The 23,204-nt window shown below is 70.6% G+C and carries 31 protein-coding genes and 1 pseudogene; 15 read left to right on the plus strand and 17 right to left on the minus strand.

All coding sequences use genetic code 11. The annotated features are described in order from the left end of the window. The 3 genes and pseudogenes from VNW53_RS17650 to VNW53_RS17660 form a co-directional block, all read left to right on the plus strand. Nucleotides 1–508 (plus strand): annotated as a pseudogene (locus VNW53_RS17650) (phospholipase D-like domain-containing protein); the annotation flags it as partial. Between the two features lie 202 nt (nt 509–710). Further along, a complete protein-coding gene (locus VNW53_RS17655) occupies nt 711–1,739 on the plus strand; it encodes a hypothetical protein (protein ID WP_325557184.1) in 1,029 nt (342 codons plus the stop codon). A 373-nt stretch (nt 1,740–2,112) separates the two neighbouring features. After that, entirely contained in the window at nt 2,113–2,826 is a 714-nt protein-coding gene (locus VNW53_RS17660; protein WP_325557185.1) for a hypothetical protein, read from the plus strand. 155 nt (nt 2,827–2,981) lie between these two features. Here the strand turns inward: VNW53_RS17660 and VNW53_RS17665 are convergent, their stop codons facing one another. After that, nucleotides 2,982–3,842, minus strand: coding sequence for a tetratricopeptide repeat protein (locus VNW53_RS17665; protein ID WP_325557186.1), 861 nt, complete (start codon nt 3,840–3,842; stop codon nt 2,982–2,984). Between the two features lie 89 nt (nt 3,843–3,931). Further along, the gene (locus tag VNW53_RS17670) at nt 3,932–4,234 is read right to left on the minus strand and encodes a hypothetical protein (protein WP_325557188.1); all 303 of its coding nucleotides are present in this window, start codon (nt 4,232–4,234) and stop codon (nt 3,932–3,934) included. On the opposite strand from VNW53_RS17670, the gene VNW53_RS17675 reads away from it, so the two are divergent. After that, nucleotides 4,227–4,451 carry a hypothetical protein gene (locus tag VNW53_RS17675; protein WP_325557189.1) on the plus strand — a complete coding sequence of 75 codons (225 nt, stop codon included), beginning with the start codon at nt 4,227–4,229 and terminating at the stop codon, nt 4,449–4,451. The two genes, VNW53_RS17670 and VNW53_RS17675, sit on opposite strands and share 8 nt — an antisense overlap. Nucleotides 4,452–4,454: 3 nt before the next feature. Here VNW53_RS17675 and VNW53_RS17680 read toward each other — a convergent pair whose 3' ends face one another. From VNW53_RS17680 to VNW53_RS17720, 9 genes are all read right to left on the minus strand, one after another. Continuing rightward, nucleotides 4,455–5,867, minus strand: coding sequence for an amidase (locus VNW53_RS17680; protein WP_325557191.1), 1,413 nt, complete (start codon nt 5,865–5,867; stop codon nt 4,455–4,457). A 62-nt stretch (nt 5,868–5,929) separates the two neighbouring features. Next, the gene (locus VNW53_RS17685; RefSeq protein WP_325557193.1) at nt 5,930–6,136 is read right to left on the minus strand and encodes a hypothetical protein; all 207 of its coding nucleotides are present in this window, start codon (nt 6,134–6,136) and stop codon (nt 5,930–5,932) included. A 174-nt stretch (nt 6,137–6,310) separates the two neighbouring features. Beyond that, nucleotides 6,311–7,471 (minus strand): TonB family protein, encoded by a 1,161-nt coding sequence (locus tag VNW53_RS17690; RefSeq protein ID WP_325557194.1) that lies wholly within the window; start codon nt 7,469–7,471, stop codon nt 6,311–6,313. An 81-nt stretch (nt 7,472–7,552) separates the two neighbouring features. Next, entirely contained in the window at nt 7,553–7,762 is a 210-nt protein-coding gene (locus VNW53_RS17695; RefSeq protein WP_325557196.1) for a hypothetical protein, read from the minus strand. Between the two features lie 157 nt (nt 7,763–7,919). Beyond that, on the minus strand, nt 7,920–8,981 hold the full coding sequence (locus tag VNW53_RS17700) for a hypothetical protein (protein WP_325557198.1): 1,062 nt from the start codon (nt 8,979–8,981) through the stop codon (nt 7,920–7,922). Between the two features lie 451 nt (nt 8,982–9,432). Further along, a complete protein-coding gene (locus VNW53_RS17705; RefSeq protein WP_325557200.1) occupies nt 9,433–9,852 on the minus strand; it encodes a hypothetical protein in 420 nt (139 codons plus the stop codon). A gap of 25 nt (nt 9,853–9,877) precedes the next feature. After that, entirely contained in the window at nt 9,878–10,378 is a 501-nt protein-coding gene (locus tag VNW53_RS17710; protein ID WP_325557201.1) for a UrcA family protein, read from the minus strand. Between the two features lie 143 nt (nt 10,379–10,521). Further along, nucleotides 10,522–10,908 (minus strand): UrcA family protein, encoded by a 387-nt coding sequence (locus VNW53_RS17715; protein ID WP_325557202.1) that lies wholly within the window; start codon nt 10,906–10,908, stop codon nt 10,522–10,524. 256 nt (nt 10,909–11,164) lie between these two features. Next, nucleotides 11,165–12,478, minus strand: a complete 1,314-nt coding sequence (locus tag VNW53_RS17720) for an MFS transporter (protein ID WP_325557203.1) — start codon at nt 12,476–12,478, stop codon at nt 11,165–11,167. Between the two features lie 178 nt (nt 12,479–12,656). Here VNW53_RS17720 and VNW53_RS17725 point away from each other — a divergent pair, with 178 nt between their 5' ends. The 3 genes from VNW53_RS17725 (at nt 12,657) to VNW53_RS17735 (ending at nt 14,908) form a co-directional block, all read left to right on the plus strand. Further along, on the plus strand, nt 12,657–13,412 hold the full coding sequence (locus VNW53_RS17725) for a methyltransferase (protein WP_325557205.1): 756 nt from the start codon (nt 12,657–12,659) through the stop codon (nt 13,410–13,412). Nucleotides 13,413–13,434: 22 nt separating this feature from the next. Then, nucleotides 13,435–13,647, plus strand: coding sequence for a CDGSH iron-sulfur domain-containing protein (locus VNW53_RS17730; RefSeq protein ID WP_325557206.1), 213 nt, complete (start codon nt 13,435–13,437; stop codon nt 13,645–13,647). A 94-nt stretch (nt 13,648–13,741) separates the two neighbouring features. Beyond that, nucleotides 13,742–14,908, plus strand: a complete 1,167-nt coding sequence (locus tag VNW53_RS17735; RefSeq protein WP_325557208.1) for a GAF domain-containing sensor histidine kinase — start codon at nt 13,742–13,744, stop codon at nt 14,906–14,908. 8 nt (nt 14,909–14,916) lie between these two features. Here VNW53_RS17735 and VNW53_RS17740 read toward each other — a convergent pair whose 3' ends face one another. Next, nucleotides 14,917–15,129 (minus strand): hypothetical protein, encoded by a 213-nt coding sequence (locus VNW53_RS17740; protein WP_325557209.1) that lies wholly within the window; start codon nt 15,127–15,129, stop codon nt 14,917–14,919. Between the two features lie 207 nt (nt 15,130–15,336). On the opposite strand from VNW53_RS17740, the gene VNW53_RS17745 reads away from it, so the two are divergent. Both VNW53_RS17745 and VNW53_RS17750 read left to right on the plus strand, forming a co-directional pair. Further along, complete coding sequence (locus VNW53_RS17745; RefSeq protein WP_325557211.1) at nt 15,337–15,699, plus strand: hypothetical protein; 363 nt, start codon at nt 15,337–15,339, stop codon at nt 15,697–15,699. An 11-nt stretch (nt 15,700–15,710) separates the two neighbouring features. Further along, nucleotides 15,711–16,043 carry a hypothetical protein gene (locus VNW53_RS17750; protein ID WP_325557212.1) on the plus strand — a complete coding sequence of 111 codons (333 nt, stop codon included), beginning with the start codon at nt 15,711–15,713 and terminating at the stop codon, nt 16,041–16,043. A 202-nt stretch (nt 16,044–16,245) separates the two neighbouring features. On the opposite strand, the gene VNW53_RS17755 is transcribed toward VNW53_RS17750, so the two are convergent. Further along, complete coding sequence (locus tag VNW53_RS17755; RefSeq protein WP_325557213.1) at nt 16,246–17,307, minus strand: hypothetical protein; 1,062 nt, start codon at nt 17,305–17,307, stop codon at nt 16,246–16,248. 157 nt (nt 17,308–17,464) lie between these two features. On the opposite strand from VNW53_RS17755, the gene VNW53_RS17760 reads away from it, so the two are divergent. From VNW53_RS17760 to VNW53_RS17780, 5 genes are all read left to right on the plus strand, one after another. Then, nucleotides 17,465–17,713 (plus strand): DUF3297 family protein, encoded by a 249-nt coding sequence (locus VNW53_RS17760; RefSeq protein ID WP_325557215.1) that lies wholly within the window; start codon nt 17,465–17,467, stop codon nt 17,711–17,713. 125 nt (nt 17,714–17,838) lie between these two features. Beyond that, on the plus strand, nt 17,839–18,048 hold the full coding sequence (locus VNW53_RS17765; protein ID WP_325557217.1) for a hypothetical protein: 210 nt from the start codon (nt 17,839–17,841) through the stop codon (nt 18,046–18,048). Between the two features lie 126 nt (nt 18,049–18,174). Next, nucleotides 18,175–18,405: a hypothetical protein gene (locus VNW53_RS17770; RefSeq protein WP_325557219.1), complete on the plus strand. Its 231-nt coding sequence runs from the start codon at nt 18,175–18,177 to the stop codon at nt 18,403–18,405. Nucleotides 18,406–18,441: 36 nt separating this feature from the next. Then, a complete protein-coding gene (locus VNW53_RS17775) occupies nt 18,442–18,918 on the plus strand; it encodes a cupin domain-containing protein (RefSeq protein ID WP_325557221.1) in 477 nt (158 codons plus the stop codon). 46 nt (nt 18,919–18,964) lie between these two features. Next, nucleotides 18,965–19,408: a potassium transporter Kef gene (locus tag VNW53_RS17780; RefSeq protein WP_325557223.1), complete on the plus strand. Its 444-nt coding sequence runs from the start codon at nt 18,965–18,967 to the stop codon at nt 19,406–19,408. A 92-nt stretch (nt 19,409–19,500) separates the two neighbouring features. Here VNW53_RS17780 and VNW53_RS17785 read toward each other — a convergent pair whose 3' ends face one another. Further along, nucleotides 19,501–19,971, minus strand: coding sequence for a DUF992 domain-containing protein (locus tag VNW53_RS17785; RefSeq protein ID WP_325557225.1), 471 nt, complete (start codon nt 19,969–19,971; stop codon nt 19,501–19,503). A 223-nt stretch (nt 19,972–20,194) separates the two neighbouring features. Here VNW53_RS17785 and VNW53_RS17790 point away from each other — a divergent pair, with 223 nt between their 5' ends. After that, the gene (locus VNW53_RS17790) at nt 20,195–20,539 is read left to right on the plus strand and encodes a YciI family protein (protein WP_325557227.1); all 345 of its coding nucleotides are present in this window, start codon (nt 20,195–20,197) and stop codon (nt 20,537–20,539) included. 21 nt (nt 20,540–20,560) lie between these two features. Here VNW53_RS17790 and VNW53_RS17795 read toward each other — a convergent pair whose 3' ends face one another. The 3 genes from VNW53_RS17795 to VNW53_RS17805 all read right to left on the minus strand — a co-directional run. Next, the gene (locus VNW53_RS17795; RefSeq protein WP_325557229.1) at nt 20,561–21,487 is read right to left on the minus strand and encodes an alpha/beta hydrolase; all 927 of its coding nucleotides are present in this window, start codon (nt 21,485–21,487) and stop codon (nt 20,561–20,563) included. A gap of 100 nt (nt 21,488–21,587) precedes the next feature. Further along, on the minus strand, nt 21,588–22,112 hold the full coding sequence (locus VNW53_RS17800) for a hypothetical protein (RefSeq protein WP_325557230.1): 525 nt from the start codon (nt 22,110–22,112) through the stop codon (nt 21,588–21,590). 77 nt (nt 22,113–22,189) lie between these two features. Further along, nucleotides 22,190–23,204: S9 family peptidase (locus VNW53_RS17805; protein WP_325557232.1), on the minus strand; the 1,015-nt coding region annotated here is incomplete at its 5' end.

The raw sequence follows: 23,204 nt of genomic DNA on the forward strand, positions 1-23,204 counted from the left end.
GAAGCGCGCCGACAGGTACGGCCGGTTCCAGGCCTACAGCCCGGTGACCACGCTCGGGCGGATCATCATCGTCCACGCCAAGCTGACCATCGTCGACGACCGGCTGCTGCGCATCGGCTCGGCCAATATCAACAACCGCTCCATGGGCTTCGACACCGAGTGCGACATGAGCTTCGAGGCGACCGGCCGGCGCGGCACCGGCGCCCGCCGCGAGATCGAGCGGCTGCGCACCCGGCTCCTGGCCCACTGGCTGGGCTGCGACGAGCCCACCATGGCGGCGGCGATCGGCGAGGGGGGCGGCGTCGGGGCGGGCGTGGAGCGGCTGCGCAACGCCGGCTACGCGCGCCTGCGGCCGATCGAGCTGAAGGCGCTGGGCCCGTTCGGCGAGGCGGTGGCGGCCTATCACCTGGGCGACCCCATGAGCCCCGCCGACAGTTGGCGGCTGCTCGGCCGCAAGCGCGCCGGCCTGAACGCCGACCGCAGAGGGTACGCCGCGGCGAAGGGGTAGGGACCAACCCCCCGGGGCGGCGAGCTAAAAGCACCCTTAGATGGCGCTGTGATATTTCGCACTTTCAAGTTGAACAATTGCGTTCGTCGAGTACTGTTCTTCTGGGGTCGTCGGGGAGCAGCAAATGGTTTTGGAGGCAATGACACGGCGTTCCGCCGCAGCGCGCCGCTGCGCCCGGGCGCTGAGGCGCCGAGCTGGAGCCGTGGCGACCCTGATGGCGGGAGGCCTGCTGGTCTCCGCGTGCGCCACGGTGACGTCGACGCAGGAGGCCGTCGATGCCGACACGCACGTCGTGTCGGCGAGCGAAGGCCTGCCGTACTACCTTCCGAAGCGGCCCATTCTCATAACCGTGGTGGTCGACAAGGGCGACAAGCCTGCGCCGCCTTCCTTGACCGTGGCTCAGGGCGTGATGGAGCCGGACATGGCCCATCGTTTCACGCTGAAGTACGGGCAAAACGCCGTCGGCACCAATGCCATCGTGGTGGGCATCAATTCCAAGGGCCTGCTGCAAAGCGCCAACAACACGATCACCAGCAGCACGGGTCAGATCGCGACCAACCTGGGTGCGGTCCTGGGCGCGGTGTCCGGAATGGCCGTCCCCGCCGCCCCAGCCCCGGCGCAGCCCTGCGTGGCGGGCCAGACGTACAACTATGTCTACCATACGGACGGCGCCCTCGGCGCCCAGCCGCCGATCGCGTGCGGCATCACCCTGACCATCACGCGCGACATACCGACGGCGAAGATTCCCTCGGCGGTGAATGCGTCGCTGCTGCCCGGTGCGGGGAAGTCGAAGGCCGGCTTCTTCTTTCGGCAGGAAATCGCCTACAAAATTGAAGCCACAGACACCGCGGGTGCTCTTCTCGGCCAATGGATTGCCTACTCGCCAGACGCTTCGGATACCTTCTTCTATCCCATCAGTGCGACGCTGTTTGCCAATAGCCACACGAATTTCACGTTCACAGACGGGATTCCGAGCAACGTCGATCAAACCACCGACAGCGAGATCAATGGCGTCCTGCAAATTCCGGCAAATATAATTTCAGGATACACGACGGCGCTGGGCCAGGTGTTTTCCGCATTCAATACCGATAGAACCGACAAGGTCTCGGCGGCGGTCAGCAAATCGAAGCTTGAGTACTGCAAGGCCACGATCGCCGCAAATTCCCTGGCCGGAAAGTCCCCGGCCGATCAGGCGACGGCCGAAGCCAACATCAAGGCGGCTTGCCAATAGCCACGGCATCGGCCTGTCGGACTTTGCGGCGCGCGGGCCTGAACGCGGACCGCAGAGGCTACGCCGCGGCGAAGGGGTGATCGGGCGGCCGGACTACGGCCCGGCCCGACGCGCGGCCTCGCGCTCAGCCAAGCGCCTCCCGCCACCCACCGCCGATAGATTTCAGCGCTGGCGCCTGGCGGCAATATTTCCTTCGCAGGGGCGGGGGATTCGTAGGCTCGGTACTGAGCGCCTTGCGTCGTGGCGGCGGATCGGGTTGCGACCTGGCCCGCTCTGCGTTCCTTGCGGATACTACCTGTGGGGGCGCCTGGCGGCGCGGTTGGGCGGCCCGGGGCCAATGTGGATTGGAATGGGCGGTACGGCCGGCGGGATGATGTCCGAGCGAGAAGATCCCCTGACCCTGACCTTCCGCTGCCCCAAGGAGCTGGAGGGGCTGCTGCCGCCGCCGGTGCCCGCGGCCCAGGGGCTGCCCGGCTGGCTGAGGGCCATGCCGGCCCAGGCGTTCAGCGCGGTGGTGGCCGGGGACGACGACACCGCCAAGCGCTGCCCGCCGTTCGTCGACGCCATGACCAGCGGCTTCCTGATCCCGCTGATCTGCGACGTGAGGGTCGAGAACGGCGAGTTCACCTGGGACAACGACCTGCCGGCCGGCGGCGCCGTCGGCTTCCCGCGCTCGCCGATCGGGATCCACGACGCCTCCCAGGTGAGCGGCACGCCGCTGTTCGACGCCGACCGGTTCATGATCAAGTTCCACAACCTGTGGACCATCGAGGCGCCGCCGGGCTACGCGCTGATGTTCACCCATCCAGTGAACCGCTTCGACCTGCCGTTCACGACCCTGACCGGGCTGGTGGACAGCGACCGCTACCACGACGCCTGGATCAACTTCCCGGCCCATTGGCGGGATGCGGGTTTCAGCGGGGTGCTGCCGAGGGGCACGCCGGTGGCGCAATGCTTCCCGGTGAGGCGGGAGACCTGGGCGGCGCGGACTGCGACCTTCACCGACGAGGAGGCGCAGCGCACGCACGAGGTGCTGAACGCCATCGGCCGCGAGAAGGGCGTCTACCGGCGGCGGTACCGGGCCTAGAGCGTTCGGCGACCTGGTAGAATCGGCTGTGCGCCCCCTCCGTCTCGCCGCGTCCCGCGTCGATCCACCTCCCCCGAAGGGTACACTTCGGGGGAGGTGTCAGCGAAGCTGACGGAGGGGGCGACGCCGTCGCGTCAACTCGAGCGCCGAACGCCCTAGGACCCGCCGTTCGCCTCAAGGCCGAGGAACTTGGCGGCGGCGCTGGGGCGCAGGAAGACGCGACCGTGCGGGGCGGCGGCGAGGGCGGTGATGGCCAGGCCCGCCGCCTGGGCCGGGCCGCGGGCCGCGGCGCGCAGGGCCGCCTCGCCGGCGGCGCGCTCGCCCATCTCCAGCAGGCATTTGGCGAGGGCGATCCGGGTCACGGCGTCGTCGGGCAGGGCTGCGAGCGCCTGGCGATAGAGGTCGGCGGCGGCGGCGTATTCGCCGTCCAGGGCCATGAGATTGGCGAGCGCGATCCGGGCGTCGCGCCGCTCCGGCGCCATGGCGCGCACCTCGAGGAACAGGCGGCGCGCCCCGGCCCGGTCGTTGCGCTGCAGGTGCAGATAGCCCAGCCCCATGCGCAGGACGGCGGCGTCGGGCGCCAGCGCAAGCCCGGCCTGGAACGCCCCGGCGGCCTCGTCGAAGCGTCCCAGCTTGGCGAGCTGGTCGCCGAGTTCGAGGAACGCCTGCGGGTAGGCCGGCCGCCGCGCCGTGGCCTGGCGGAGTTGATCGAGCGCCTCCTCGCCCCGCCCGGTGTCGGCCAGGGCCCGGGCCAGCAGGGTCTCGGTCGCCGGATCGCCGCTGCGCCTGGCGGCCCCGCGCAAGGGATCGAGGGCCTCCTGTGCGCGGCCCTGTTGCAGCAGCGCCTGGCCGAGGAGCTGGGCGGCCAGGACATGGCCCCGGTTCGACTTCAGGACGCCGGCGGCAAGGCGCTCCGCCTCATCGAGGCGATGGTTCCGCAGGGCCAGAACCGCCCGGTCCAGCGCCTCCTGGATGGTGCTCGGCCGTTCGTGGAGGGAAGGGGGAGGCTTCGGCATCGCGGGCGACAACAGGGCAGGCGACGGCGATCGTCAAGCGCTTGGGCCGGCTCCTGGAACGCGGGAGGCCGACGGCGGCGGGGCCCGCTTCAATTCCGGTAGAGGTTGGCCAGGCGCTTGGCTTCGCGGTCGTCGAAGCCGAGGGGCCAGGCGAAGTGGGCGCGCCATTTCACGCGCCCGCAGCCGGGGCAGTTCCAGGCGACCCGGCGGGCGACCTGCTCCAGGCGGGTGGCGTGGCCGCCGGACTTGAGCTCCCGCAGGCGGTCGATCACCCGCTCCACCCGGTAGGCCTTGGTCCAGCCGCAGAGGGCGCAGGCCAGCAGCAGGCGCGCGCCGGGATAGTGGCGATGATCGCCGAGCGTGGCCTTCTCGCCGACGGGCACGATGCGCATCTTCATCATGAAGAGAACAAAAGCAGAACATGAAGCTCGTGGCGAGTCCGAAATTCAAGATCGCCAAGCGGACAGGCTCGGGGAACGCCGTTCCGGCTGGGGCGTTTGTCCGCGGCTTTTCAATCAAGAGGCTGTCATGCGATCCATCCTTCTCTTCGCCATCGGCGTTCCGCTCCCGGTGATCCTGCTGCTGGCGTTCTGCACGCACCACTTCTAGCCGTCAGCGCGCCCAGAGCTTGTGGGCCAGGACCCCGGCGCGGGCCTCGATCGCCTGGGCGGCGTCCAGGGCGAGGTCCTCGCGGTAGCGGGACGCGATGAGCTGGACGCCCACCGGATGGCCGGCGGCGGTGAGGCCTGCCGGGGCCACGGCGACGGGCAGGCCCAGCACGCTGAGCGCGCCCAGGAAGCGCTGGTCGTTGTGGAAGATCCGGCGCACCGCCGCGTCGCCCTTCAGGTCGGCGTCGAAGGCCGGGGTCCGGCAGACACTGACGGGCGCCAGGACCAGAGGGTAGGTCTCCAGGAACATCAGCCACTCGCGCAGCAGGCGGGCGCGCGAGGCCATGGCCTGCATGTAGCCCGCGGCGTCGAGGATCGTGGCCATGTGCAGGATGCCCTCGAGCGCGCCGATGAAGGCGGCGCTGCCCATCTCGCGCATGGGGCCGATCTGGACGGTGGCGATCTCGGTGGAGATCAGGTCGCACCAGAGCCGCCAGGCGGCGGTGACGTCGGGGACCACGGCCGGGACCACCTCGTAGCCGGCGTCGGCGAGCCAGGCGGCGGCCTGGCCGATCAGCGCCATGACCTCCGGATCGGTCTCCATGTCGGCGGGGATCTCGGCCAGGGCGACCTTGATAGGGCTTGGCGGGGCGGGCCCGGTGAGCGGAGCGGGGACCCACCAGGGGTCGCGCGGGTCGCGGCGGCTCATCGCCTCCAGGGCCAGGCGGACGTCGGCGACCTCGCGGGCGAGCGGGCCCTGGACGCTCATGATCTGGGCCATGGGCGGTCGCTCGACCGTGGCGCTGGGGTTGAAGGCCGGCACCCGGCCGAGGGTGGGCTTGATGGTCGCCACGCCGTTGCAGCTCGCCGGCCAGCGCAGGGAGCCGCCGATGTCGTTGCCGTGGGCGACGGCCCCGATGCCGGCGGCCACCGAGGCGCCGGCGCCGCCGGAGGAGCCGCCGCAGGTGATGGCCGGGTCCCAGGGATTGTAGGTTTGGCCGTGCAGCGGGTTGGAGGTGAAGCACCGCAGCGAGAACTCCGGCGTGTTGGTCATGCCGAGGATCACGGCGCCGGCGGCGCGCAGGTTGGCGACCACCGGCGAATCGCCGGGAGCGATGACGCCGGCCAGGCCCGGCACGCCGTTGGAGTTGGCCTGGCCCTCCAGGTCGATGTTGATCTTCACCGTCACCGGAACGCCGTGCAGGGGGCCCAGCGGGGCGCCGGACGCCTGGGCGCGGTCGGCGGCGCGAGCGGCCTCGCGGGCCTGGGCGCTCAGGTCGACGACGACGGCGTTCAGGGCCGGGTTGGCGGCGGCTTTGCGCGCCAGGTGGGCCTCCAGCACCTCGGTCGCGCTGACCTCGCGCGCGGCGACCCTGCGGGCGGTCTCCACCGCCGACCATTGCCAGATCTCCGCCATCGCCTCGTCCCCTGCCGGTGTCGCCACGAGCCTAGCCGGATCGGGCTTCGGGCCAAGGGGCTTCAGCGGGGCGCGCAGTCGTCGTAGCGGGGGCAGGCCGAGGCGAAGGCGGCGTCGCAGGCCTGGCCGCGCAGCGCGCGTTCCATCGGCGGCGGCTGACAGCAGGGCAAGATCTGGGTCAGGCGTACGAACAGCGCCAACCCCACCAGCCATCCCATGATTGAGAGCCAACGCCGCTCGCGCGGCGTAAGGCTGATGGCGCGACTCATTAAGCGACTCCGCGGCGCCCCACCCCGGCGAGCGCTTGGAATTGCCAAGTGCCCGTGCGACGCGCCTGAAGCCATGTGTTGGATTGCCGCTGCGACCGATTCGCGCCGCAAATGTGCTGAATTGGAGGCAGCTTGACTGTAGATGGCACAGTCAAGCTTGAGTATACGGTCTCGCTAGTTGCCGCTACTCTTCAGGTTGAGCCGGATGGGGATGCGCACAACCCCGCCTTCGACCGGTGCTCCGTCCGCGGACCAAAGGTTCATCTTCATGGCCGAGGCCAGCTTCACGGCGGCTTCCGAGAAGCCCAGGCCGTCGGGGTCGCCGGGCTCCGGCGCGCAGGCGGTGAGCGCCCCGTCGCCGCCGACCACGCAGCGGGCGACGCCACGGCCGGTGGTGAGGCCGCCGGCGACGGCTTCCGGCGGGAACAGGGCGGGCGTGGCCTTGGGGTCGAAGGTGGCCAGCCAGATCGGCGCCATGACCGCGCGGTCGGCGACCTGCGCCGGCGGCGGCATGCGGATCGGCACGTCCACCCACAGCTGCGCGCCGTGCGGGGCGCGAGCCAGGGCGGCGGGCGCGATGCGGAACTTCGGCGCAAGGCTGAGCGCGGCCTTGGCGAAGCCCCGGTCGTGCGGCGCCTCCTTGATCGCCTGGCACTGCTGCAGGAGGCCGGCCCTGGCGCCGGAGCGCTCGACCAGGCAGTGGGCGGCCACATAGCCCTCGATCCCGCGGCCGGCGGCCGGATAGGCGGCGGCGAGGTCGTCGAAGCCGGGCGCCGCGGCCCACACCGGATCGTCGACCATGGTCACCTTGCGCATGGCCAGCGGGTTGCCGGCGACGGGGCTCTGCGACGCGGCCAGGCCGGCCATGTCGTGCATCGAGGTGATTTGCGCCGCGGTCCCCTGGTTGCCCACGAGGTCCTTGCGGGGCGGGGTGAAGGTCAGGTTGATCGCCATGACGGCGGTGACGGGCTCGCCGTCCGGCCCCTTGCGCGGGACCAGCTTGAAGGTGGGGCGCAGCTCGAGGGCGGCGGCGCCGAAGCCCTTGCCCGCCGGGCTCTCGGAAGCGACCTGGCAGGTCTCGGCCAGGCCGTGGGTGTCGACCTTGCAGTTCAGCCGCACGTGGCCCTGGGTTCCGACCATGTAGGCGAGCGCCGGCCAGACGGCCACGAAGTCGCCGGTGGCGGACTCGTCGTCGCTGGCCACGTCGACCACGGCGTCGGCCGGCGGGAGCCTGGCGGGCGGCGGGGCCTTGACCACCAGGGGTGAGACGGTGCTGGACGGCGCGTCGGGCGGCGGGGCGGCCGCAAACATCAGGGCCACGAGTTGCGCCAGCATCGAAAGCGTCTCCGTCCGCGCCGCCTGGAGGGGGCACTGTGGCGCAGATGGGCGGGATTGGGTAGCCGGCGCGGGCCGGGCTTAGGGCGCGGCCTTCGGCGGCCTGGACTTGGACTTCGGCTTGGGCGGGGCGCCGTGGATGTCGCGGTAGGCGAAGGAGAAGTCCGGCGTGCGCCGGCGCGTCAGGCGCTGCTCGATCAGGGCGGCGATCAGGGCGAGGACCACCACCAGCCTCAGCGGGTGATCCGCGAGGATGTGAGCAAGACGTAGGATCTCAAGACCCTGGCTCATCGGCCATCAACCTAATTACACGCCCCAGGATCACACTAAACGCCCATGCCTAAGACCGCGTGAAGCAAGTTGGCTAACGCTGTCAGATAGATAGAAAAAGGCCCCCGGCTCTTGCGAACCGGGGGCCTTCATGTGTCTCGGCCTTGAGGTTTTGGGGCTATTCAGCGCCGCCCTTGGAGGCGCCGCCGCCCTTGGCCGCGGCTTCCTTCTCCTGGCGACGCGCGCCGCCGAGCATGCCGGGCAGGGCGTAGTTACCCTCGTGGCAGGCATATTCGTAGATCACGCCGTCGAGCTTGTAGAACTCGTACTCGCCGCCCCAGGGCTTGGCCCAGGTGGTCGGGTCGTCGAGGGTGTACTGGTAGAGGACGCGGTCCTTGCCGTCGCGGGTGAAGCGCTCGGTGACCTTCAGGTTCTGCCACGAGCCGCGATAGGCCTGGGCGGCGGGGATGTTGGTGGTCTCGACGACGAGGGTATTGCCCTCCCAGTGCCCGACCGAGTCGCCCATCCAGGGCCGCACGCCGTCGGTGCGGTGGGTCCCGCCGATGCGCACGACGCGGGTGTCGTGCACCATCTCGACCTCGATGACGAAGGAGTCCTTGGTCTGCAGGAACTGGTAGTTGTTGTTGTAGAAGCCGTTGGGCAGCATCGGCGGGCCGGCGTTGCGGCCGAAGCCCATGATGCAGCGCTCGCCCAGCGAGCGGTTCTCCGGATTGTCGAACGAGCCCATGCCGCCGCGGCCGCCGCCGAAGCCCGGCTGCGGGGCGGCCGCCGGGAGGCGGGCCGGGGGCTGGCCGTCCGGGGTGGTCAGGAACGAGGTGCGCGGCTCGCCGTGCACGCGCATGATCGCCGAGCCCGGGTCCAGCCAGCCGCGGTTGTAGCCGCCGACGTCGCCGCCGGCGGCGGCGAATTCCGGACGCAGCTTGGCAGGGTCTTCCTTGCCGCCCTCGGCCCCCGAATTGGGGTCGGTCGGCTTGTTGCCTTCCACGACCTCCTGGGCGACCGCGCCTTCCATCTTCTTCACCTCGTCGGGGGTGTAGGTGGAGCGGGCGCCCAGCTTGGCCGGGCGCTGCTCGGGGGTCAGAGTGGCGTTGGACCAGAAGCCGGAGAGGTCGGCCGAGGCCGAGGCCTTGGCGTCGGCGGCGACGGCCACCTGGCTGGCGAAGACGATCGGCGCGGCGCAGAGCGCGGTTCCGACGACGAGCATAAGGGCGCGGTTCACGGCTGACTCCCGGAAGAAGAATGGTTCGCGCCTTAAGGCGCGCTGAATGAATCCACCAGCAATTTTACGGCTTGGGCCGCACCCGGGCAATGAGTCCCAGGGGCAAGGCTTTCCGCCGGTGCGCCCCTTTGCGCTTTCATCGTTGCGGAACTGTTTCAGGAGGCGCGGCCAAAGGGCGCGATTTTGCCGAAGTCCGGGCGCGACAGTCGGCGCGAGGCCGGCGTCTCCCTCCCCGCCGGCCTGACCGGCCAGCAGGCCGCCATCCCGGCCTGTCCCTCCAATCCGGCCGGTCAGAGCCCCCGGCGCTGATACTCTCCCGACGCCGGGGGCTCCGCCGACGGCCGGCTACGCAGCCGTCGGACGCCCAGCCACGACAAGCCACACAGCCGCGCTCAGACGCCGGCGAGCGTGCGCGCCGGCGCGTGACCGGCGGATGAACCATGGCCGCGCTTCAGGGCGTGGGCGGATCCGCGGTGGGCGGTTCGGGAGGCGTGGGCGGCGGCTCGGGAGCCGCTTCCGGGAGATCGTGGGCCGGCGCGCTGTCGGCGGCGGTGGCCGCGGCGTCGGCTGCGATGGCGGGGGCGGAGGCGCTGTCGGCGCGGTCGTCGACTGGCCGGCGCGACGCGCGTTGCAGCAGGGGCGCCGGCTCGGCGGGCGCGGCGACGGCCTCGGGCGGCCCGCCGGCGAGCTGGATCTGCAGCGAGGCCTCCTGGGGAGGCGGGAAGGGAGCGGTCTGCGGCGCGAGCTGGCGGGTCATGCCCACGGCGAAGGCGCCGGCGGCCAGAACGCTCAGGCCGACCACCGCAAGGGCGCTGAGCCGATGCGAATGCGGGCGGATGTCGAGACTGGCCATGGGGGCTGAACCCGGCATCCGCCGCTTCGTTCCGGCGCCGGGGTCAGTTGCCTCGCGCGGCGCTCCGCTGGCCGGCGCGCGACATCGGGCCGCCGTAGCGGGCGCGGTTCGCCGCCGTGTCGGGGATCGGCCCGTTCTCCACGGTGGTGAGCGTGTACGAGGCCGGCGCGACGGCGCTGGTCGGCGTCCCGTAGGCGTCGACATAGGCAGGGCTGGACGAGGCGTCGGCGAAGGCCTGGCGCACCTGGCCCATGGCGTCGCGCACGGCCACGTCCTTGCAGGACTTGCCCATGTTGTGGTGCGAGGCCGGGTCCTGGTTGAGCTGGTCGCAGAGGCGGCCGGCGGTGTCGTTGACCCGGCGCATCAGACGGTCCCGGTCGGCGCGCAGGTTGAGGTCGAGGTCGGCGTAGCTGACGGTTTCGCTCAGGCTCATGGCGCGGGGGCCGTGGCCGGTGACGGTGACTTCGTCGATGGCCTGGGCCAGGGCGGGTGCGGCGGCGCACAGGGCGGCGGCGGTGACGGTGAGAAGCGCGAGATGGCGCATGGTGATGGTCTCCTCAGGGCTCGGGCGGTCGACCGATGGGAGGACGGGCGGCCGATCCGGCGCCGACGTGCAACTGCGCAGCGAAGCGGACAGTTCCAGGCAGGGCCGACCCGAGGACCGCCCGCTTCGTTCCGACGCGGGTTTTAGCTGCCCCGCGCGGTGTCGGCCTGGCCGGCGACCGCCGCCGGGGCGGCGGCCGCGCCGGCGTCGGCGAAGACCCGATCCACCTGGCCCATGGCGTCGCGCACGGCCACGTCCTGGCAGGATACGCCCATGTTGTGGAACGAGGCCGGCTCCTGGTTCAGCTCGTCGCAGAGACGCCCGGCGGTTTCCTGGACGCGCAGCATCAGGCGATCGCGGTCGGCGGGCTGGTTGAGGTCGAGGTCGGCGTAGCTGACGGTCTCGCTCCGGGTTTGGGCGTCGGGGCTGTGGCCGGTGACGGTGACTTCGTTGTCGGCCTGGGCGAGGGCGGGCGCGGCGGCGCAGATCGCGGCGGCGGCCGCCAGGGTGGCGAGAGCGAGATGACGCATTGGGGGTACTCCTTTGGGGGCCGCGCGGACAATGACTGGGGAGGGAATGCGCGGTCCGTTGGAGCGACTTCAACCGCAGGGCGGCGGGGCGGGTTCCTCGATCGCGGCTATGCGGGCGGGGGCCTTTTTGGGGCTTGAGCGACCCCTCCCGAGGGGGCGCGCCGGTTCTGGGCCGAAACCTCAACTAACGTTGGGAAAGCTGTGAGGATCCTGGGAGCCGCCATCCCTCCGGGGCGCGGGTGTTCGGGGCGCCGAGCTAGGCGTCCTTGCCGGCCTTGATGGCCTTCGGGATGAGGAAGAGAATCGGCAGGATCGCGGCGTAGACGGCGATGGTGGCCCACAGCGCGGTGCTGAACCCGCCGTGGTGCTCGTAGAGGTCCGCGCCCCAGACGTCCCCGAAGCGGGTGGAGATCCAGTAGAGCGACAGGAAGAGCATCATCATGGTGCCTTCCAGCCCCTTGGGGCAGGAGCGCATGGCCAGGTCGGTGAAGGCTGCCTGGCCGATGCCGCCCAGGAGGCCCATGGGCACGGCGGCCCAGAGCGCGCCCGAGGCCGAGCGGATGAACAGCAGCGAGGCCATCTGCGGCACCGCCAGCACAGCGCCGACCCACAGCAGGGTCCCCAGGCGCAGCCGCTGGGCCAGCCAGGCGTAGAGCAGATAGACCGGCAGGAAGCCCGCGTAGAAGATGGCGAAGAAGGCGCCCACCTGGGCGTCGGTGGCCTTCAGGTCGTTGGCCATGTGGTACTGCAGCGCCACGCCCGCGCCAGGGGCGAACTGCCAGAGCAACTGGATCGCCACCACCGGCCAGATCGCCCAGGTGCGCAGGAGGCGAAGGGCGTCGGCGCCGGGAGTCAGGCGCCTGGCGGGCGCTTGCGCGGCCGCGCCGGCCCGGGCGTCCTCGAACAGGCGCCTGGGCCCGAAGGCGCCGAAGAGCGTCATAGCCACCATCAGGCCGCCCCCGATCAGGAAGATGATCCGCGCCGCGGTGGTCGCGCCGGCGCCCTCCAGCACCCCGCTCAGGATGCCGCCCAGCAGGAAGGCGATCACCTGCGGCGCCAGGATCGCGCCGTTCATCACCGTGCTCATCTGGCCGGACATGGCGTGGTGGCGGCCCACCGAGGAGGCCAAGCCCGCCGCGGCCCCGCCCACGAACTGCATCAGGACGGTCGACGCGAAGACGCCCATGAGCAGCACCCAGTAGGTCGGCTCGACGAAGGCCATCAGGGTGAAGAGCGCGGCGCAGGCCAGGCCGAAGACCACCAGGTGGCCCCGGTCGCCGGCCCCGCGCGGGCTCCAGCGGTCGCGGATGAAGCCGAAGACGAAGCCCACGAACAGCGGGACGGCGCAGATCAGGTTGAACCGGGCGGTCTGGTTGGCGTCCAGGTGCAGGCGGTTCTTCAGGAAGAAGGTGATCGGCAGGCCGATCAGGCCCTGGTAGGGGGCGGCGAAGTTGATGATCAGGATCGGCACGCCGGCGTAGAGCAGCAGCCGCAGCCGCCGGGCGCCCTGGAGCGGAATGGCGATCTCGCCGGGGATTTCCTCAACCGTCGCCGCGACCGCTTCCGACATTACGATGCTCCCCGAACGCATTAGGCGTAGCGTGGCGATGCGCCGAGCGGAAGGCCCGGCCCGGGCGCAGGGCGGCGGGTTTTGCGACGGCGCTGCGGATTTGCGCTGCGGGCGGCTGCGCGCCGCGCGGAAGCGGTGCTAGGCTCGCGCAGGCAAGGGATTAGGGGAGGCTTCGGGCATGGCTCGCAATCTGATGGTTTCGGTGCTGGCGGCGGTCGCGGTGGCGGGCGCAGGCCTCGCCGCGGCGGCGGTTCCGGCGAACCTCACCGCGGCGCTGGGCGACCAGAAGCGGCCGCCTGCCGACAGCTCGCGCGATGTGGCGCGCAAGCCCGCCGAACTCCTGGCCCTGGGCGAGGTGAAGCCCGGGCAGAAGGTCGCCGACTTCATGATGGGCGGCGGCTATTTCACCCGCATCCTGTCGCCGGCCGTGGGGCCGACGGGCAAGGTCTACGCCTACCAGTCCAGCGAGTTCATCAAGTTCCGCGCGGCCTATGGATCGGAGCAGTCGAGCGTCGTGGCCGACTACAAGAACGTGGTCCCGCTGACGGCGCCGGTGGCCGCCGCCGGCCTGCCCGAGGGCCTGGACCTGGTGCTGACCGTGCAAAACTACCATGACCTGCACCTGAAGGCCTTCCCGGCCGAGACCGCTGACACGGTCAACCGGGAGATCTTCAAGGCCCTGAAGCCAGGTGGGATCTACCTGGTGGTCGACCATGCCGCGGCCCCCGGCTCGCCGCTGACGGTGGCCGACACCCAGCACCGGATCGACGAGGCGATCGTCAAGACCGAGGTGGAGGCGGCGGGATTCAAGCTGGTGACCGCGGACGACAAGCTGCTGGGCAACCCGGAGGACCCGCACGACAAGGGCGTCTTCGACCCCTCGATCCGCGGGCATACGGACCAGTTCGTCCTGAAATTCAGGAAGCCGAAGTAGGGCCGTCGTCATGGCGATCAAGATGTTTTTCACACCCAATGGGCCGATCGTGGTGGGGGGCGACCTGTCGGAGCTGAAGCTGACGGACTCCACGGGTCAGCCGATCGACGTCTCCGGCGAGAAGATGATCTACCTCTGTCGTTGCGGCGGCTCGACCACCAAGCCGTTCTGCGACGGGACCCACGACGAGATCGGCTTCAAGGCCGCCGAGGCCGCGGTACGCGACCAGGGCTGAGCGCCCGCCCGTTCAGATGACGGTGGGACGTGACGGGCCGGACGCGGTCGTCTAGAGGTTCCGCTTGAGGGGCGCGACCGGGGACCGAACGCGCGTGACTGTTGAGGAAGACGTCGAGGCCATCGGGCGCATCGAAGCCGTGCCGATGATCCTGGAGGTGATCTGCCGCACCACCGGCATGGGATTCGCGGCCATCGCGCGGGTGACCGAGGACCGCTGGGTGGCGTGCGCGGTGCGCGACGAGATCGCCTTCGGCCTGGTCCCCGGCGGGGAGCTGGACGTCCAGACCACCCTCTGCAACGAAATCCGCCTGGGCGGCCAGGCGCTGGTGATCGACCACGTCGCCGAGGACCCGGAGTTCAGCGGCCACCCGACCCCGGCGCAATACGGCTTCCAGAGCTACATCTCCCAGCCGATCGTCCGCGACGGGCAGTTCTTCGGGACCCTGTGCGCCCTCGACCCCCGGCCGGCGCGGGTGAACAACCCGCAGGTCATGGGCATGTTCAAGCTGTTCGCCGACCTGATCGCCCAGCACATGGACACCCAGGACCGGCTGGCCCAGAGCGAGGCGGCGCTGCTCAGCGAGCGGCAGGCGGCGGAGCTGCGCGAGCAGTTCATCGCCGTGCTCGGCCACGACCTGAGGAACCCGCTGGCCTCGATCCAGGCCGGCGGGCGGCTATTGGCCAGGACGCCGCTGGACGCGCGCGCCACGGCCCTGGTGAGCGCCATGCAGGCCAGCGTGCTGCGCATGGCCGGCCTGATCGACGCGGTGATGGACTTCGCCCGCGCCCGGCTGGGCGGCGGCTTTGAGATCGACCGGCGCGAGCGCCCCGAGCTGGAGGGCGTCATCGCCCTGGCGGTCGACGAGCTGCGGATGGCGAACCCCGACCGCGAGATCGTGACCGACGTGCGCCTGGACGCGGTGGTGGCCTGCGACAGCGGCCGCGTGGCGCAGCTCTTGTCGAACCTGCTCGCCAACGCCCTGCGCCACGGCCGGGAAGACGCGCCGGTGACGGTGCGGGCGCGCAGCGACGCGGGAAGCTTCGAGCTGTCGGTGGCCAACGCCGGCGAGCCGATCCCGCCGGGCCGAATGGCGGTGATGTTCCAGCCCTTCGAACGGGCCGAGCACCACCACGGCCAGCAGGGCTTGGGCCTGGGGCTCTATATCGCCGCGGAGATCGCCCGCGCGCACGGCGGCGCGCTGGCGGTGACCTCCGACGCGGTGGAGACCCGCTTCACCTTCACCATGCCGCTGGACTGAGCCGGCGGTCAGTGCGTTACGTAGGGCCGGTCGTCCGCGGGCGGGCGGTGCGATCCCGCCACGGCGACGAAGCGGCCGCCCTGCCAGAGTTCGGCGCGGATGTCGGCGCGGGTGGGCCGCCGCAGCCGGTTCACCGCTTCACAGTCGGTCTTGCAGTAGAAGCTCTCGTCGGGCTCCAATCGTCCGTCGTCATGGACCAGGTAGATGCGGTAGACGGCCATGTTGTGCTCCTTCAGGCCCCGGACGAGGGTCTAGGCCGCCAAGGCGACGAGGGAATGTCGATCGCACGACGGCGGCGTCATTCGCTCGCCTTAGTTATGGCGGAGCTTGCGTCGGGTTCACGCGTTCGCCCAGGTTGATCCGACCTGGGTGGGAAGGGCTCTAGGTTTGCGGCCAGGCTTTGCGCCGCGGGGAGGGATATAGGTCAGATGCTCCGCACCTTGCTCCGGGCCTTCACCAGCCCTGTGGCCGGGCCGGTGGGTTTCGCGGTGGCGCTGCTGATGTGCGCCCTGCTGATCGCGTCCACCGTGGCGGCGGAACGCAACGAGGCCGCGCTGCGCGCCCGGATCGAGACGCTGTCGGCCGAGAACCTGAGGAACGGCGTCGTCCTGCACGCGCGCCTCGCGGCCTGCGAGGGCGGCCCCGCCGACCTGGCGCGCACGCGCTCGGCCAACGCCGCGCTCAGCCCGGAAGCGCGCGCCCAGCGCCTGTCGGCCACGGAGCCTCAGGGCTTCGACGTCTGTGCACGGATGGAAAGCGCCGACCGCGCGGTGCTCGAGACCCTGAAGTGAGCGGGCGCGCCTTGAGATCGGCCGGAACCCTGGCGGCCTGCGCGCTGGCGCTGGGCGCCTGCCAGAGCCTGCGCCCGACAACGGCGCCGCAAGCCGCCGCCGCGCCGCCCGCCGCCGCGCCCGCGCCGAGACCCGCGCCGGCGCCGCAGGTGGTGACGGTCACCGCCCCGGCGAAGTCCTGCGTGCCCAAGACCCTGCCGCGGGCGCCGAAGTACCCCGACACCGACGCGGCCCTGCGCGACGCCGGCGGCGCGGCCGACCGCTATCAGCTCATGGCCGCCGGCCGCCTCCTGCGCGACCGCCGGCTCGCGGACCTGGAGAAGGTCGTCGACGGCTGCCGGTAGGCTCGCCTCCCTCTCCCCCGCGCAGCGCGAGAGGGAGAGGATAGGGAGAGGGCGGCGCAGGATTCGCCGCGGCCGATCCGGTCCGGGCATGACCACGAACAGGTGGGCCCTTGCCCAATCCTCGGGGGATCACGCCTTCACGAGCCGCCCTCTCCCTACCCTCTCCCTCTCGACTTCGCCGGGGGAGAGGAGGCGGGCGCCGCTACTCGTTCGATCCGCCGCCCGCCGCGGCGGCCTTGGCGGCGGCGAGGGCCTGCTTTTCCTCGGTGCGGGCGCCGGCCAGGATGCCGGGCAGGGCGTAGTTGCCCTCGTGGCAGGCGTATTCGTAGAGCGGCCCCTTGGTGGCGTTCAGCGCCACCTCGCCGGTGTAGGGGGCGGTGTAGACCTGCGGGTCGTCGATGGTGAAGCTGTACTTGATCTGGTTGGGCGCGACGCGGGTGAAGCGCTCGACGATCTTCGAACCCGCCGAGGCGCCGCGGAAGTTCTGTTCCGGCCGCATGTTGGCGGTCTCGACGACCAGGGTGTCGCCCTCCCAGTGGCCGATCGAGTCGCCCATCCACAGCTTCACGTCGGCCGGCGGATGGGCGCCGGCCAGGCGGATATGGCGCAGGTCGTGGACCATCTCGACCTCGATGGCGACCTCGTCCCTGGTCTGCACGATCTGGTAGTTGTTGTTGTAGAGCAGCGGCAGCATGGGCGGGCCGGCGGACGAGCCGAAGCTGAGGATGCAGCGCTCGCCCAGCGAACGGTTCTCCGGATTGTCGAACGAGCCGCGGCCGCCGCGGGCCGAGGCGAGGCGGGCCTGCATCCGGGCCGCGGCCTCCGGGGTCATCTTCGGCAGGCGGCCGTTGGCCGGCGAGACCAGGATCGAGGCCCGCTTGACCCCGCCCATGTCGATGATCTTCGTGCCCGGATCGACCCAGGCGGAGTTGTAGCCGCAGTCCACGCCCGTGAAGCCGCGGCCGCAGTTGGTCGGCAGGTCGGTGACCTTGGCGTTGGGGTCGGTGGGCTTGTTGCCCTCGGCGACGAGCTGGGCGTTGGAGCTCTCCAGCTCCTTCACCTCCTGGTCGGTGAGCGCCAGGCGCTCGCCGTACTTCGCGTCCCGTTCGAAGGGGGTGATGGTGGCGTTGGTCCAATTGCCCTGCAGGTCCGGCTGGCCGTAGGCGGTGCGTGGGGCGTGGTAGGCGCCGGGCTGGGCCAGGGCGGCGGGCGCCGCGGCGAGGGCGACGCAAACCGCCGCCGATGAAATCAGTGCAAGCTTCATATCCGCGCCTCCCCGCGCTCATCGGCGCGGTCCTTTATGTGGACTCTGAAAATACCGATCTTCCGAGGATACGCCTGCGGCCACGGCGCCGCCAAGAGGCCGCCGCCCTTGAACCCTGACACTTGAACAGGGGGGCGGGCTGTGCGAGGCGGACGCCATGAGCGACAAACCGACACTTCCCGACCGCCTGGCGACGGACCCGGACAGCCCCTACTACGACGCCGACCTGCTGGCGCTGAACGTGGGGGTGCGCTTCAAGGGCGAGGACAAGACCAACGTCGACGAATACTGCGTCTCCGAAGGCTGGGTGAAGCTGGCCGTCGGCAAGACCCTCGACCGCCGCGGCAAGCAACTGACCATCAAGCTGAACGGTCCCGTCGAGCCCTACTTCCGCGACGCCGACTGATTTCGGCGAAAACCCGCGGGTCTTAACGTTCCAGCCAGGGATGCGCGCGTAACCTGCGACCATCGGACAAGGCGAATTGCGGCCGCGTTCGATGAAATTAGGCGATCTCGGGGCTGGAGGGCGCGATGTTCGATCTCACGGTGGTGGCGTTCGACGGGCGGTGGCTGCTGCTCGACGAGGCGGAGGGCGAGCTGGGCGAATTCGCCACCCGGGACGAGGCGCTGAAGGCGGCCGGCGATTTCGCCGTCCTCGACCGCGAGCCTCGCCACGTGCTGATCCAGGACGACGTGGGCGAATGGGACGAGACGATCGTCGAGCCGCCGCGGATGCACTGACGGCGAAATTCATGGCGGCGCTTCGTTGCCTCGGCGCCTCACGATGAAACATAGGCGCCCTACGCGAGCCCCCTTCATGCGCGATCAAGGCTGACGCCGATCCTGGCCAGCCCCTCGGAGGTCGCCATGCCCAGTCTCTTCTGGCCGAACCTGAAGCGCAGGAACGTGAGCGCCGTCGGCGAACTCAGCCGCGTGCTCCACTGGATGGGGGTGATCGCCGCCGGGCTCTGCCTGCTGCTGGCCACGGAGTTCGCCGTGGAGGGCTGGGCGATCCATCTCAGCCGCGACCTGATCGTGACAGCGCTCGCCCTGGTCCTGGGCACGCGGGGGCTGCGCTACGTGCTCGCGCGTGAGTAGCTTGCCAAGCCGCGGCGCCCGGCGTTTGCTGGCGTCATGACCGACACCGTCCCGACCCCTCCCGACGGCTGGAAGCACACCGGAGTGCGGGTGGTGCCGGGCGACCAGCTCGACGACTCCACACCGCAGACGCCCGGCATGCACCGCGCCGCCGCCATCGACCGGGCGCGCATGGGCGCCCAGAAGCTGTGGGCCGGCACCGTCCACATCCATGCCAACGCCAAGACCGGCGCCCACCATCACGGGCCGCTGGAGAGCGTGATCTATGTGGTGTCCGGCCGGGCGCGCATGCGCTGGGGCGAGGCGCTGGAGTTCACCGCCGAGGCCGGGCCCGGCGACTTCATCTATGTGCCGCCCTATGTGCCGCACCAGGAGATCAACGCCTCGACCGACGAGACCCTGTCCTGCGTGCTGGTGCGCAGCGATTCGGAGGCGGTGGTGGTGAACCTGGAGATCGAGCCGGCGGAGAAGCCCGAGGGCGTCGCCTGGATCGACCCGATCCACAAGACCTGACGCCCGGCCGCCGCCGGGGCCGGCAGGACCACGGAGACCGACGGCCATGCATCAGATACTCGGCCTGGGGCTGGCGCTGGTGATCAGCTTCATGGCGGTGCTGATCCACTACGAGGCGCTGGGGCTGATCTCCATGGTCACCGTCAAGGCGCCGGGGAGCCCTCGGCTGAAGATGCTGGGGGTGATTTCCGCGGTGGTGGTCGCGCACATGGCCGAGGCCGGCGTATTCGGCTTCGCCTTCTGGCTGGGCGCGCAGGCGATGCATATCGGGCGGTTCGTCGGCGACGCGCCGACCAGCGCCTTCCAATACTACTACTTCGCGCTGGAGACCTACACGACCCAGAGCGTCGGCGACCTCTATCCGGTCGGCGGCCTGCGGGTGCTCGCCAGCCTGGAGCCGCTGGTGGGCCTGATCCTGATCGGCTGGTCGACCTCCTTCTCCTTCCTGTTCATGCGTCGGTACTGGCGCCTCAAGCCGTCGCTGCGATAGGCGGCCCCAAGCGAGGCGTCCGGGGCCGAGGCGGGCGCGCTCCGGCCGGTTTTGGGCGCCGCTCACCGCCCAGGGGGCGGTGAGCTTTGACGTCAGCCTTCGTCAGACCGCAGCGTCATCGCGCCGATGCCCGCCGCGACGTCCAGGCCCGTGGTCCCCTCGACGCTGACGGGCTGCAGGGCGATGCTCCTGTCGAGCCCGCCGATCAGGGCGTTCGCGCCGACCCCGACGATCGCCGTCGCGCTGGCGGTCGCGCCGGCGTAGTGACCCGCAAGAGCGCCGCGCGCCTCGTCGGTGTGCGGTGCGACCACCGCCCAGACCAGCGTGCCGGAGTGCTGGTAGCCAAGGTCCAGGCCGACCCTCGTCATGCTGCCTTCGTAGCGCTCGACCCGGTCGCCGTGCGCGAAGGTGCAGTTGAGCTGGCGGGCGGACCCGAGGACGAGGCCCCATCCGCCGCGCTCGTTGCACGAGAGGGTGCCGATCTTGACGCCGTTCTCCGCTTGCGCGGGAACCGCCAAACCGAACGCGCCGATCACGGCGACACATGCCAAAAGCTTGTTCATTTGCTCACTCCATCGCCGGGTTTCGGCGACTGTGGGCCCCTCCAGGTTTCGTATAAGGCCCAACTCCACGAGGTTGTTCCCAGCCACCGGACGCAGGCGTGCGATCGATCACGGGCCGGGGCGGCGCGCGCCGACGAGGGCGAGCGAGGATTTTCCCCACGGCTGTCGGCTGGGCGTTCCAGCGTTCGTCCTTGGGCTGGAAACCCCCGTGAGGAGACGACCCATGCGCTATCTGTCGATCTATCGTCCTGAGTCCGGCGTCGAGGGCGGAACGCCCGATCCTGAGCACATGGCCGCCATGGGCCGGTTGATCGAGGAATGGAGCGCCAAGGGCAAGCTGATCTCCACCGAGCCGCTGACGCCGCGCGACCGGTGCGCCCGGGTGCGCCTGGATGGCGACGGCCAGTTCGCGGTGTCCGACGAGACGGTGCGGGCCGGCGGCTTCGCCTTCCTGAACGCCGAGTCCAAGGACGAGGCGATCGAGCTCTGCAAGGCCTTCCTCAAGGTCGCCGGTCCGGGGACCTGCGAGATCCGCCAGGTCCTCGAGTTCGCGCCGCAGCCGGCGTAAGGGCCCGCGCCTCGGCGGCGCTCAGTGCAGGAAGGCGGTGACGACGGCGACGGTGGCCTTGGGGTTCTCTTCCATCACCCAGTGGCCGGCGTTGGGGATCACGGCGCCCTGGACGTCGGTCGCCGCCGCCTTGGCCACCACCGCCATCTCCGGCCCGAAGGACTTCTCGCCGCCGATGGCCAGGACCGGCATTTTCAGCGGGCCGGCGGCCAGGAATTTCTGGTTGTCGAGGGCGTCCTGGTCGAAGGCGTGGAACTGCTCGAAGCCGTCATGCATGGCATGCGGCCGGGCATAGAGCTTGGCGTAATGGACGCGGCTGGCCTCGTCGAAGTTCTTCGGGTCGGCCGAGAACTCGTTCCAGAAGCGGTCGAGGTAGATCCGCTCGCGGCCCTTCACGAGCCGCTCCATGTCCGGCCCGCCGAAGCGGAAGTGCCAGAGCAGCGGGTTCTTGAGGATCTCCTCCCAGGGGCCGACGCCGGGGATCGGGGCGTCCATCAGGACCAGGTGGGTCACCCGCTGCGGCTGCTCGGCCACGAAGGCGTAGCCCACCATGTTGCCGATGTCGTGGGCGACCACGTCGACCTTGCCGACGTGCAGGGCGTCCAGGACGGCGGAGACGTCGCGGCCTTGCGTCTTCTTGTCGTAGCCCGTGTCCGGATGGGCCGAGAGGCCCATGCCGCGCAGGTCGGGCACGATCACCGTGTGGGTCTTGGCGAGGGCCACGGCCAGGGGCTGCCACATGTCGCCGGTCTCGCCATAGCCGTGCAGCATCACCACGGCCGGGCCGTGGCCGCCGACGCGGACGAAGATCTGCGTGCCGTTGGCGGCGAGGGTCTCCGTCTTGAAGCTCGGCGGATAGGGGCGGACCGCGGCGAGGGCGGAGGTCGCGAGGAGCGAGGCGCCTGCGGCCAGGGCGGCCAGCCGGGCGACTGAGGCGATCTTCAGCATGCGGAACTCCTTCCCTGGACCCTGTCTCGGGTGACAGTCGCACGAATATGCGCCGCTGCAAGGTGAAGCTTCGCCTCGGCGGCGGCGGCGGCGGCGGCGGTCAGCGGGCGCGATGCAGGGTCCCGCGGGCGATAGGACGGAAGGGCCCGCCGCCGGGCGGCAGCATGCCGAAGTCGACGGCGAGGTCGCCCGGCGCCTTCAGCTCATAGGCGAGGCGGAAGGCGGGCGCGCCGCCGGTCGCCTCGGCGGTGAAGACGACGGATCGCCCGGGGACGATCTCGGCCTTCGCGTAGTGGATGACGTGGCCCTCGCCGTCGGCATAGTCGGCGCGCAGGGTCCCAGCTTCGGGGTAGATCAGCATCACCTGGCTGAAGCCACCGGCCGGCTTGCCGTCGGGGCCGGTGATGTCGGTGCGGTCGCGGCGCAGCAGGGACCAGCCGTCGGCCTCGACGGTGAGGTGCGAGACGCCGCGCGAGGTCCCGCCGGTGTCGGCGACCTTGCCGTCATCGCTCCGCCAGTCGCCGACCAGGAAGGCGAGCCCCGCCAGCGGGGGCTTCAGCGCCGGCTGCGCCAGGGCCGGGGCGGCGAGGGCAAGGGCGATGAGGGCGAGAGCCAGTCGCTTCATCTCGATCTCCAACCTCATCCGTCATCCCGGCTCGCGCCCGTGGGGCGTCCGCGATGGCGGAGCTTTGTGGGATATTCCTACGGCTGGCCCAGGTAGTGGTCGAACCAGGCGAGGGTGCGCTTCTTGAGGTCTTCCTTGTGTTCGGCCTCGCGGATGCCGTGGCCTTCGCCGGCGTAGATCACCAGCGAGTTGGGCACGCCCACGGCGTCGAGGCCGGCGTGGAACTGCAGCGACTGGTCCGCCGGGCATTCCACGTCGCGCTCGCCCACGTAGATGAAGGTCGGGGTCTTGGCGGCGTTGATGTAGCGGATCGGCGAGAACCGGTCGTAGGCGGCCGGGTCCTTGTAGGCCGTCGTGCCGAAGAACGGGACCATCCACTGGTTGATGCCGTTCTCGCCGTAGTAGCTGACCCAGTCGGCGATCCCCGCGCCCGCCACCGCGGCCTTGAAGCGGTTGGAGTGGGTCACGGTCCACATGGTCATGAAGCCGCCGTAGGAGTGGCCGTAGACGCCCAGGCGCCTGTCATCGACGGGGGCCACCTTCTCCACCGCATCGACGCCGGCCAGGATGTCGCGCAGGTCGCCGCCGCCGAAATCCTTGACGTTGGCCTTGGTGAAGGCCTCGCCCTGGCCGAAGGAGCCGCGCGGATTGGCCTGGAAGACGAAGAAGCCGTGCTGCACCAGGTCGTTGGTCGCGCCCTTCCACATGTAGGTCGGCTGCACCGCTGAGCTGGGGCCGCCGTGGACCAGGACGACCATCGGATATTTCTTGCCCGGCTCGACGTTGGCCGGGCCGGTCAGCCAGCCCTGGACGTCATAGCCGTCGCTTTTCCAGGTGATCGAGCGGGCGGTGACCTGGGGTGTCAGGCCGTCGTTCTCGTGGGTGATGGTCCTGGGCGCGGTGAGCGAACCCGCGGCGATGTGCGGCCCGGTGGTGAAGTCCTCTCCGACACCCGCCAGCACCTTGCCGTCGCGGCTGATGGAGACGCGGCCGTCCCCGGCCGAGAAGGTCTCGGCGGCGGAGAGCAGGGTCTTGGTTGCGCCGGTCTGCGGATCGACGGTGAGCAGGGCGTTCTGGTCGCCGACGATGGCG

The organism is Phenylobacterium sp. (assembly GCF_035569475.1).
Taxonomy (GTDB): Bacteria; Pseudomonadota; Alphaproteobacteria; order Caulobacterales; family Caulobacteraceae; genus Phenylobacterium.

What these genes read in the sequence shown, in the direction of transcription:
- VNW53_RS17660 (WP_325557185.1), top strand. Translation starts at nt 2,113, where the DNA reads ATGTCCGAGCGAGAAGATCCCCTGACCCTGACCTTCCGCTGCCCCAAG.
- VNW53_RS17665 (WP_325557186.1), bottom strand. Translation starts at nt 3,842, where the DNA reads ATGCCGAAGCCTCCCCCTTCCCTCCACGAACGGCCGAGCACCATCCAG.
- VNW53_RS17675 (WP_325557189.1), top strand. Translation starts at nt 4,227, where the DNA reads ATGCGCATCTTCATCATGAAGAGAACAAAAGCAGAACATGAAGCTCGT.
- VNW53_RS17670 (WP_325557188.1), bottom strand. Translation starts at nt 4,234, where the DNA reads ATGCGCATCGTGCCCGTCGGCGAGAAGGCCACGCTCGGCGATCATCGC.
- VNW53_RS17680 (WP_325557191.1), bottom strand. Translation starts at nt 5,867, where the DNA reads ATGGCGGAGATCTGGCAATGGTCGGCGGTGGAGACCGCCCGCAGGGTC.
- VNW53_RS17685 (WP_325557193.1), bottom strand. Translation starts at nt 6,136, where the DNA reads ATGAGTCGCGCCATCAGCCTTACGCCGCGCGAGCGGCGTTGGCTCTCA.
- VNW53_RS17690 (WP_325557194.1), bottom strand. Translation starts at nt 7,471, where the DNA reads ATGCTGGCGCAACTCGTGGCCCTGATGTTTGCGGCCGCCCCGCCGCCC.
- VNW53_RS17695 (WP_325557196.1), bottom strand. Translation starts at nt 7,762, where the DNA reads ATGAGCCAGGGTCTTGAGATCCTACGTCTTGCTCACATCCTCGCGGAT.
- VNW53_RS17705 (WP_325557200.1), bottom strand. Translation starts at nt 9,852, where the DNA reads ATGCCGGGTTCAGCCCCCATGGCCAGTCTCGACATCCGCCCGCATTCG.
- VNW53_RS17710 (WP_325557201.1), bottom strand. Translation starts at nt 10,378, where the DNA reads ATGCGCCATCTCGCGCTTCTCACCGTCACCGCCGCCGCCCTGTGCGCC.
- VNW53_RS17715 (WP_325557202.1), bottom strand. Translation starts at nt 10,908, where the DNA reads ATGCGTCATCTCGCTCTCGCCACCCTGGCGGCCGCCGCCGCGATCTGC.
- VNW53_RS17720 (WP_325557203.1), bottom strand. Translation starts at nt 12,478, where the DNA reads ATGTCGGAAGCGGTCGCGGCGACGGTTGAGGAAATCCCCGGCGAGATC.
- VNW53_RS17725 (WP_325557205.1), top strand. Translation starts at nt 12,657, where the DNA reads ATGGCTCGCAATCTGATGGTTTCGGTGCTGGCGGCGGTCGCGGTGGCG.
- VNW53_RS17730 (WP_325557206.1), top strand. Translation starts at nt 13,435, where the DNA reads ATGTTTTTCACACCCAATGGGCCGATCGTGGTGGGGGGCGACCTGTCG.
- VNW53_RS17740 (WP_325557209.1), bottom strand. Translation starts at nt 15,129, where the DNA reads ATGGCCGTCTACCGCATCTACCTGGTCCATGACGACGGACGATTGGAG.
- VNW53_RS17745 (WP_325557211.1), top strand. Translation starts at nt 15,337, where the DNA reads ATGCTCCGCACCTTGCTCCGGGCCTTCACCAGCCCTGTGGCCGGGCCG.
- VNW53_RS17755 (WP_325557213.1), bottom strand. Translation starts at nt 17,307, where the DNA reads ATGAAGCTTGCACTGATTTCATCGGCGGCGGTTTGCGTCGCCCTCGCC.
- VNW53_RS17760 (WP_325557215.1), top strand. Translation starts at nt 17,465, where the DNA reads ATGAGCGACAAACCGACACTTCCCGACCGCCTGGCGACGGACCCGGAC.
- VNW53_RS17765 (WP_325557217.1), top strand. Translation starts at nt 17,839, where the DNA reads ATGTTCGATCTCACGGTGGTGGCGTTCGACGGGCGGTGGCTGCTGCTC.
- VNW53_RS17770 (WP_325557219.1), top strand. Translation starts at nt 18,175, where the DNA reads ATGCCCAGTCTCTTCTGGCCGAACCTGAAGCGCAGGAACGTGAGCGCC.
- VNW53_RS17775 (WP_325557221.1), top strand. Translation starts at nt 18,442, where the DNA reads ATGACCGACACCGTCCCGACCCCTCCCGACGGCTGGAAGCACACCGGA.
- VNW53_RS17780 (WP_325557223.1), top strand. Translation starts at nt 18,965, where the DNA reads ATGCATCAGATACTCGGCCTGGGGCTGGCGCTGGTGATCAGCTTCATG.
- VNW53_RS17785 (WP_325557225.1), bottom strand. Translation starts at nt 19,971, where the DNA reads ATGAACAAGCTTTTGGCATGTGTCGCCGTGATCGGCGCGTTCGGTTTG.
- VNW53_RS17790 (WP_325557227.1), top strand. Translation starts at nt 20,195, where the DNA reads ATGCGCTATCTGTCGATCTATCGTCCTGAGTCCGGCGTCGAGGGCGGA.
- VNW53_RS17795 (WP_325557229.1), bottom strand. Translation starts at nt 21,487, where the DNA reads ATGCTGAAGATCGCCTCAGTCGCCCGGCTGGCCGCCCTGGCCGCAGGC.
- VNW53_RS17800 (WP_325557230.1), bottom strand. Translation starts at nt 22,112, where the DNA reads ATGAAGCGACTGGCTCTCGCCCTCATCGCCCTTGCCCTCGCCGCCCCG.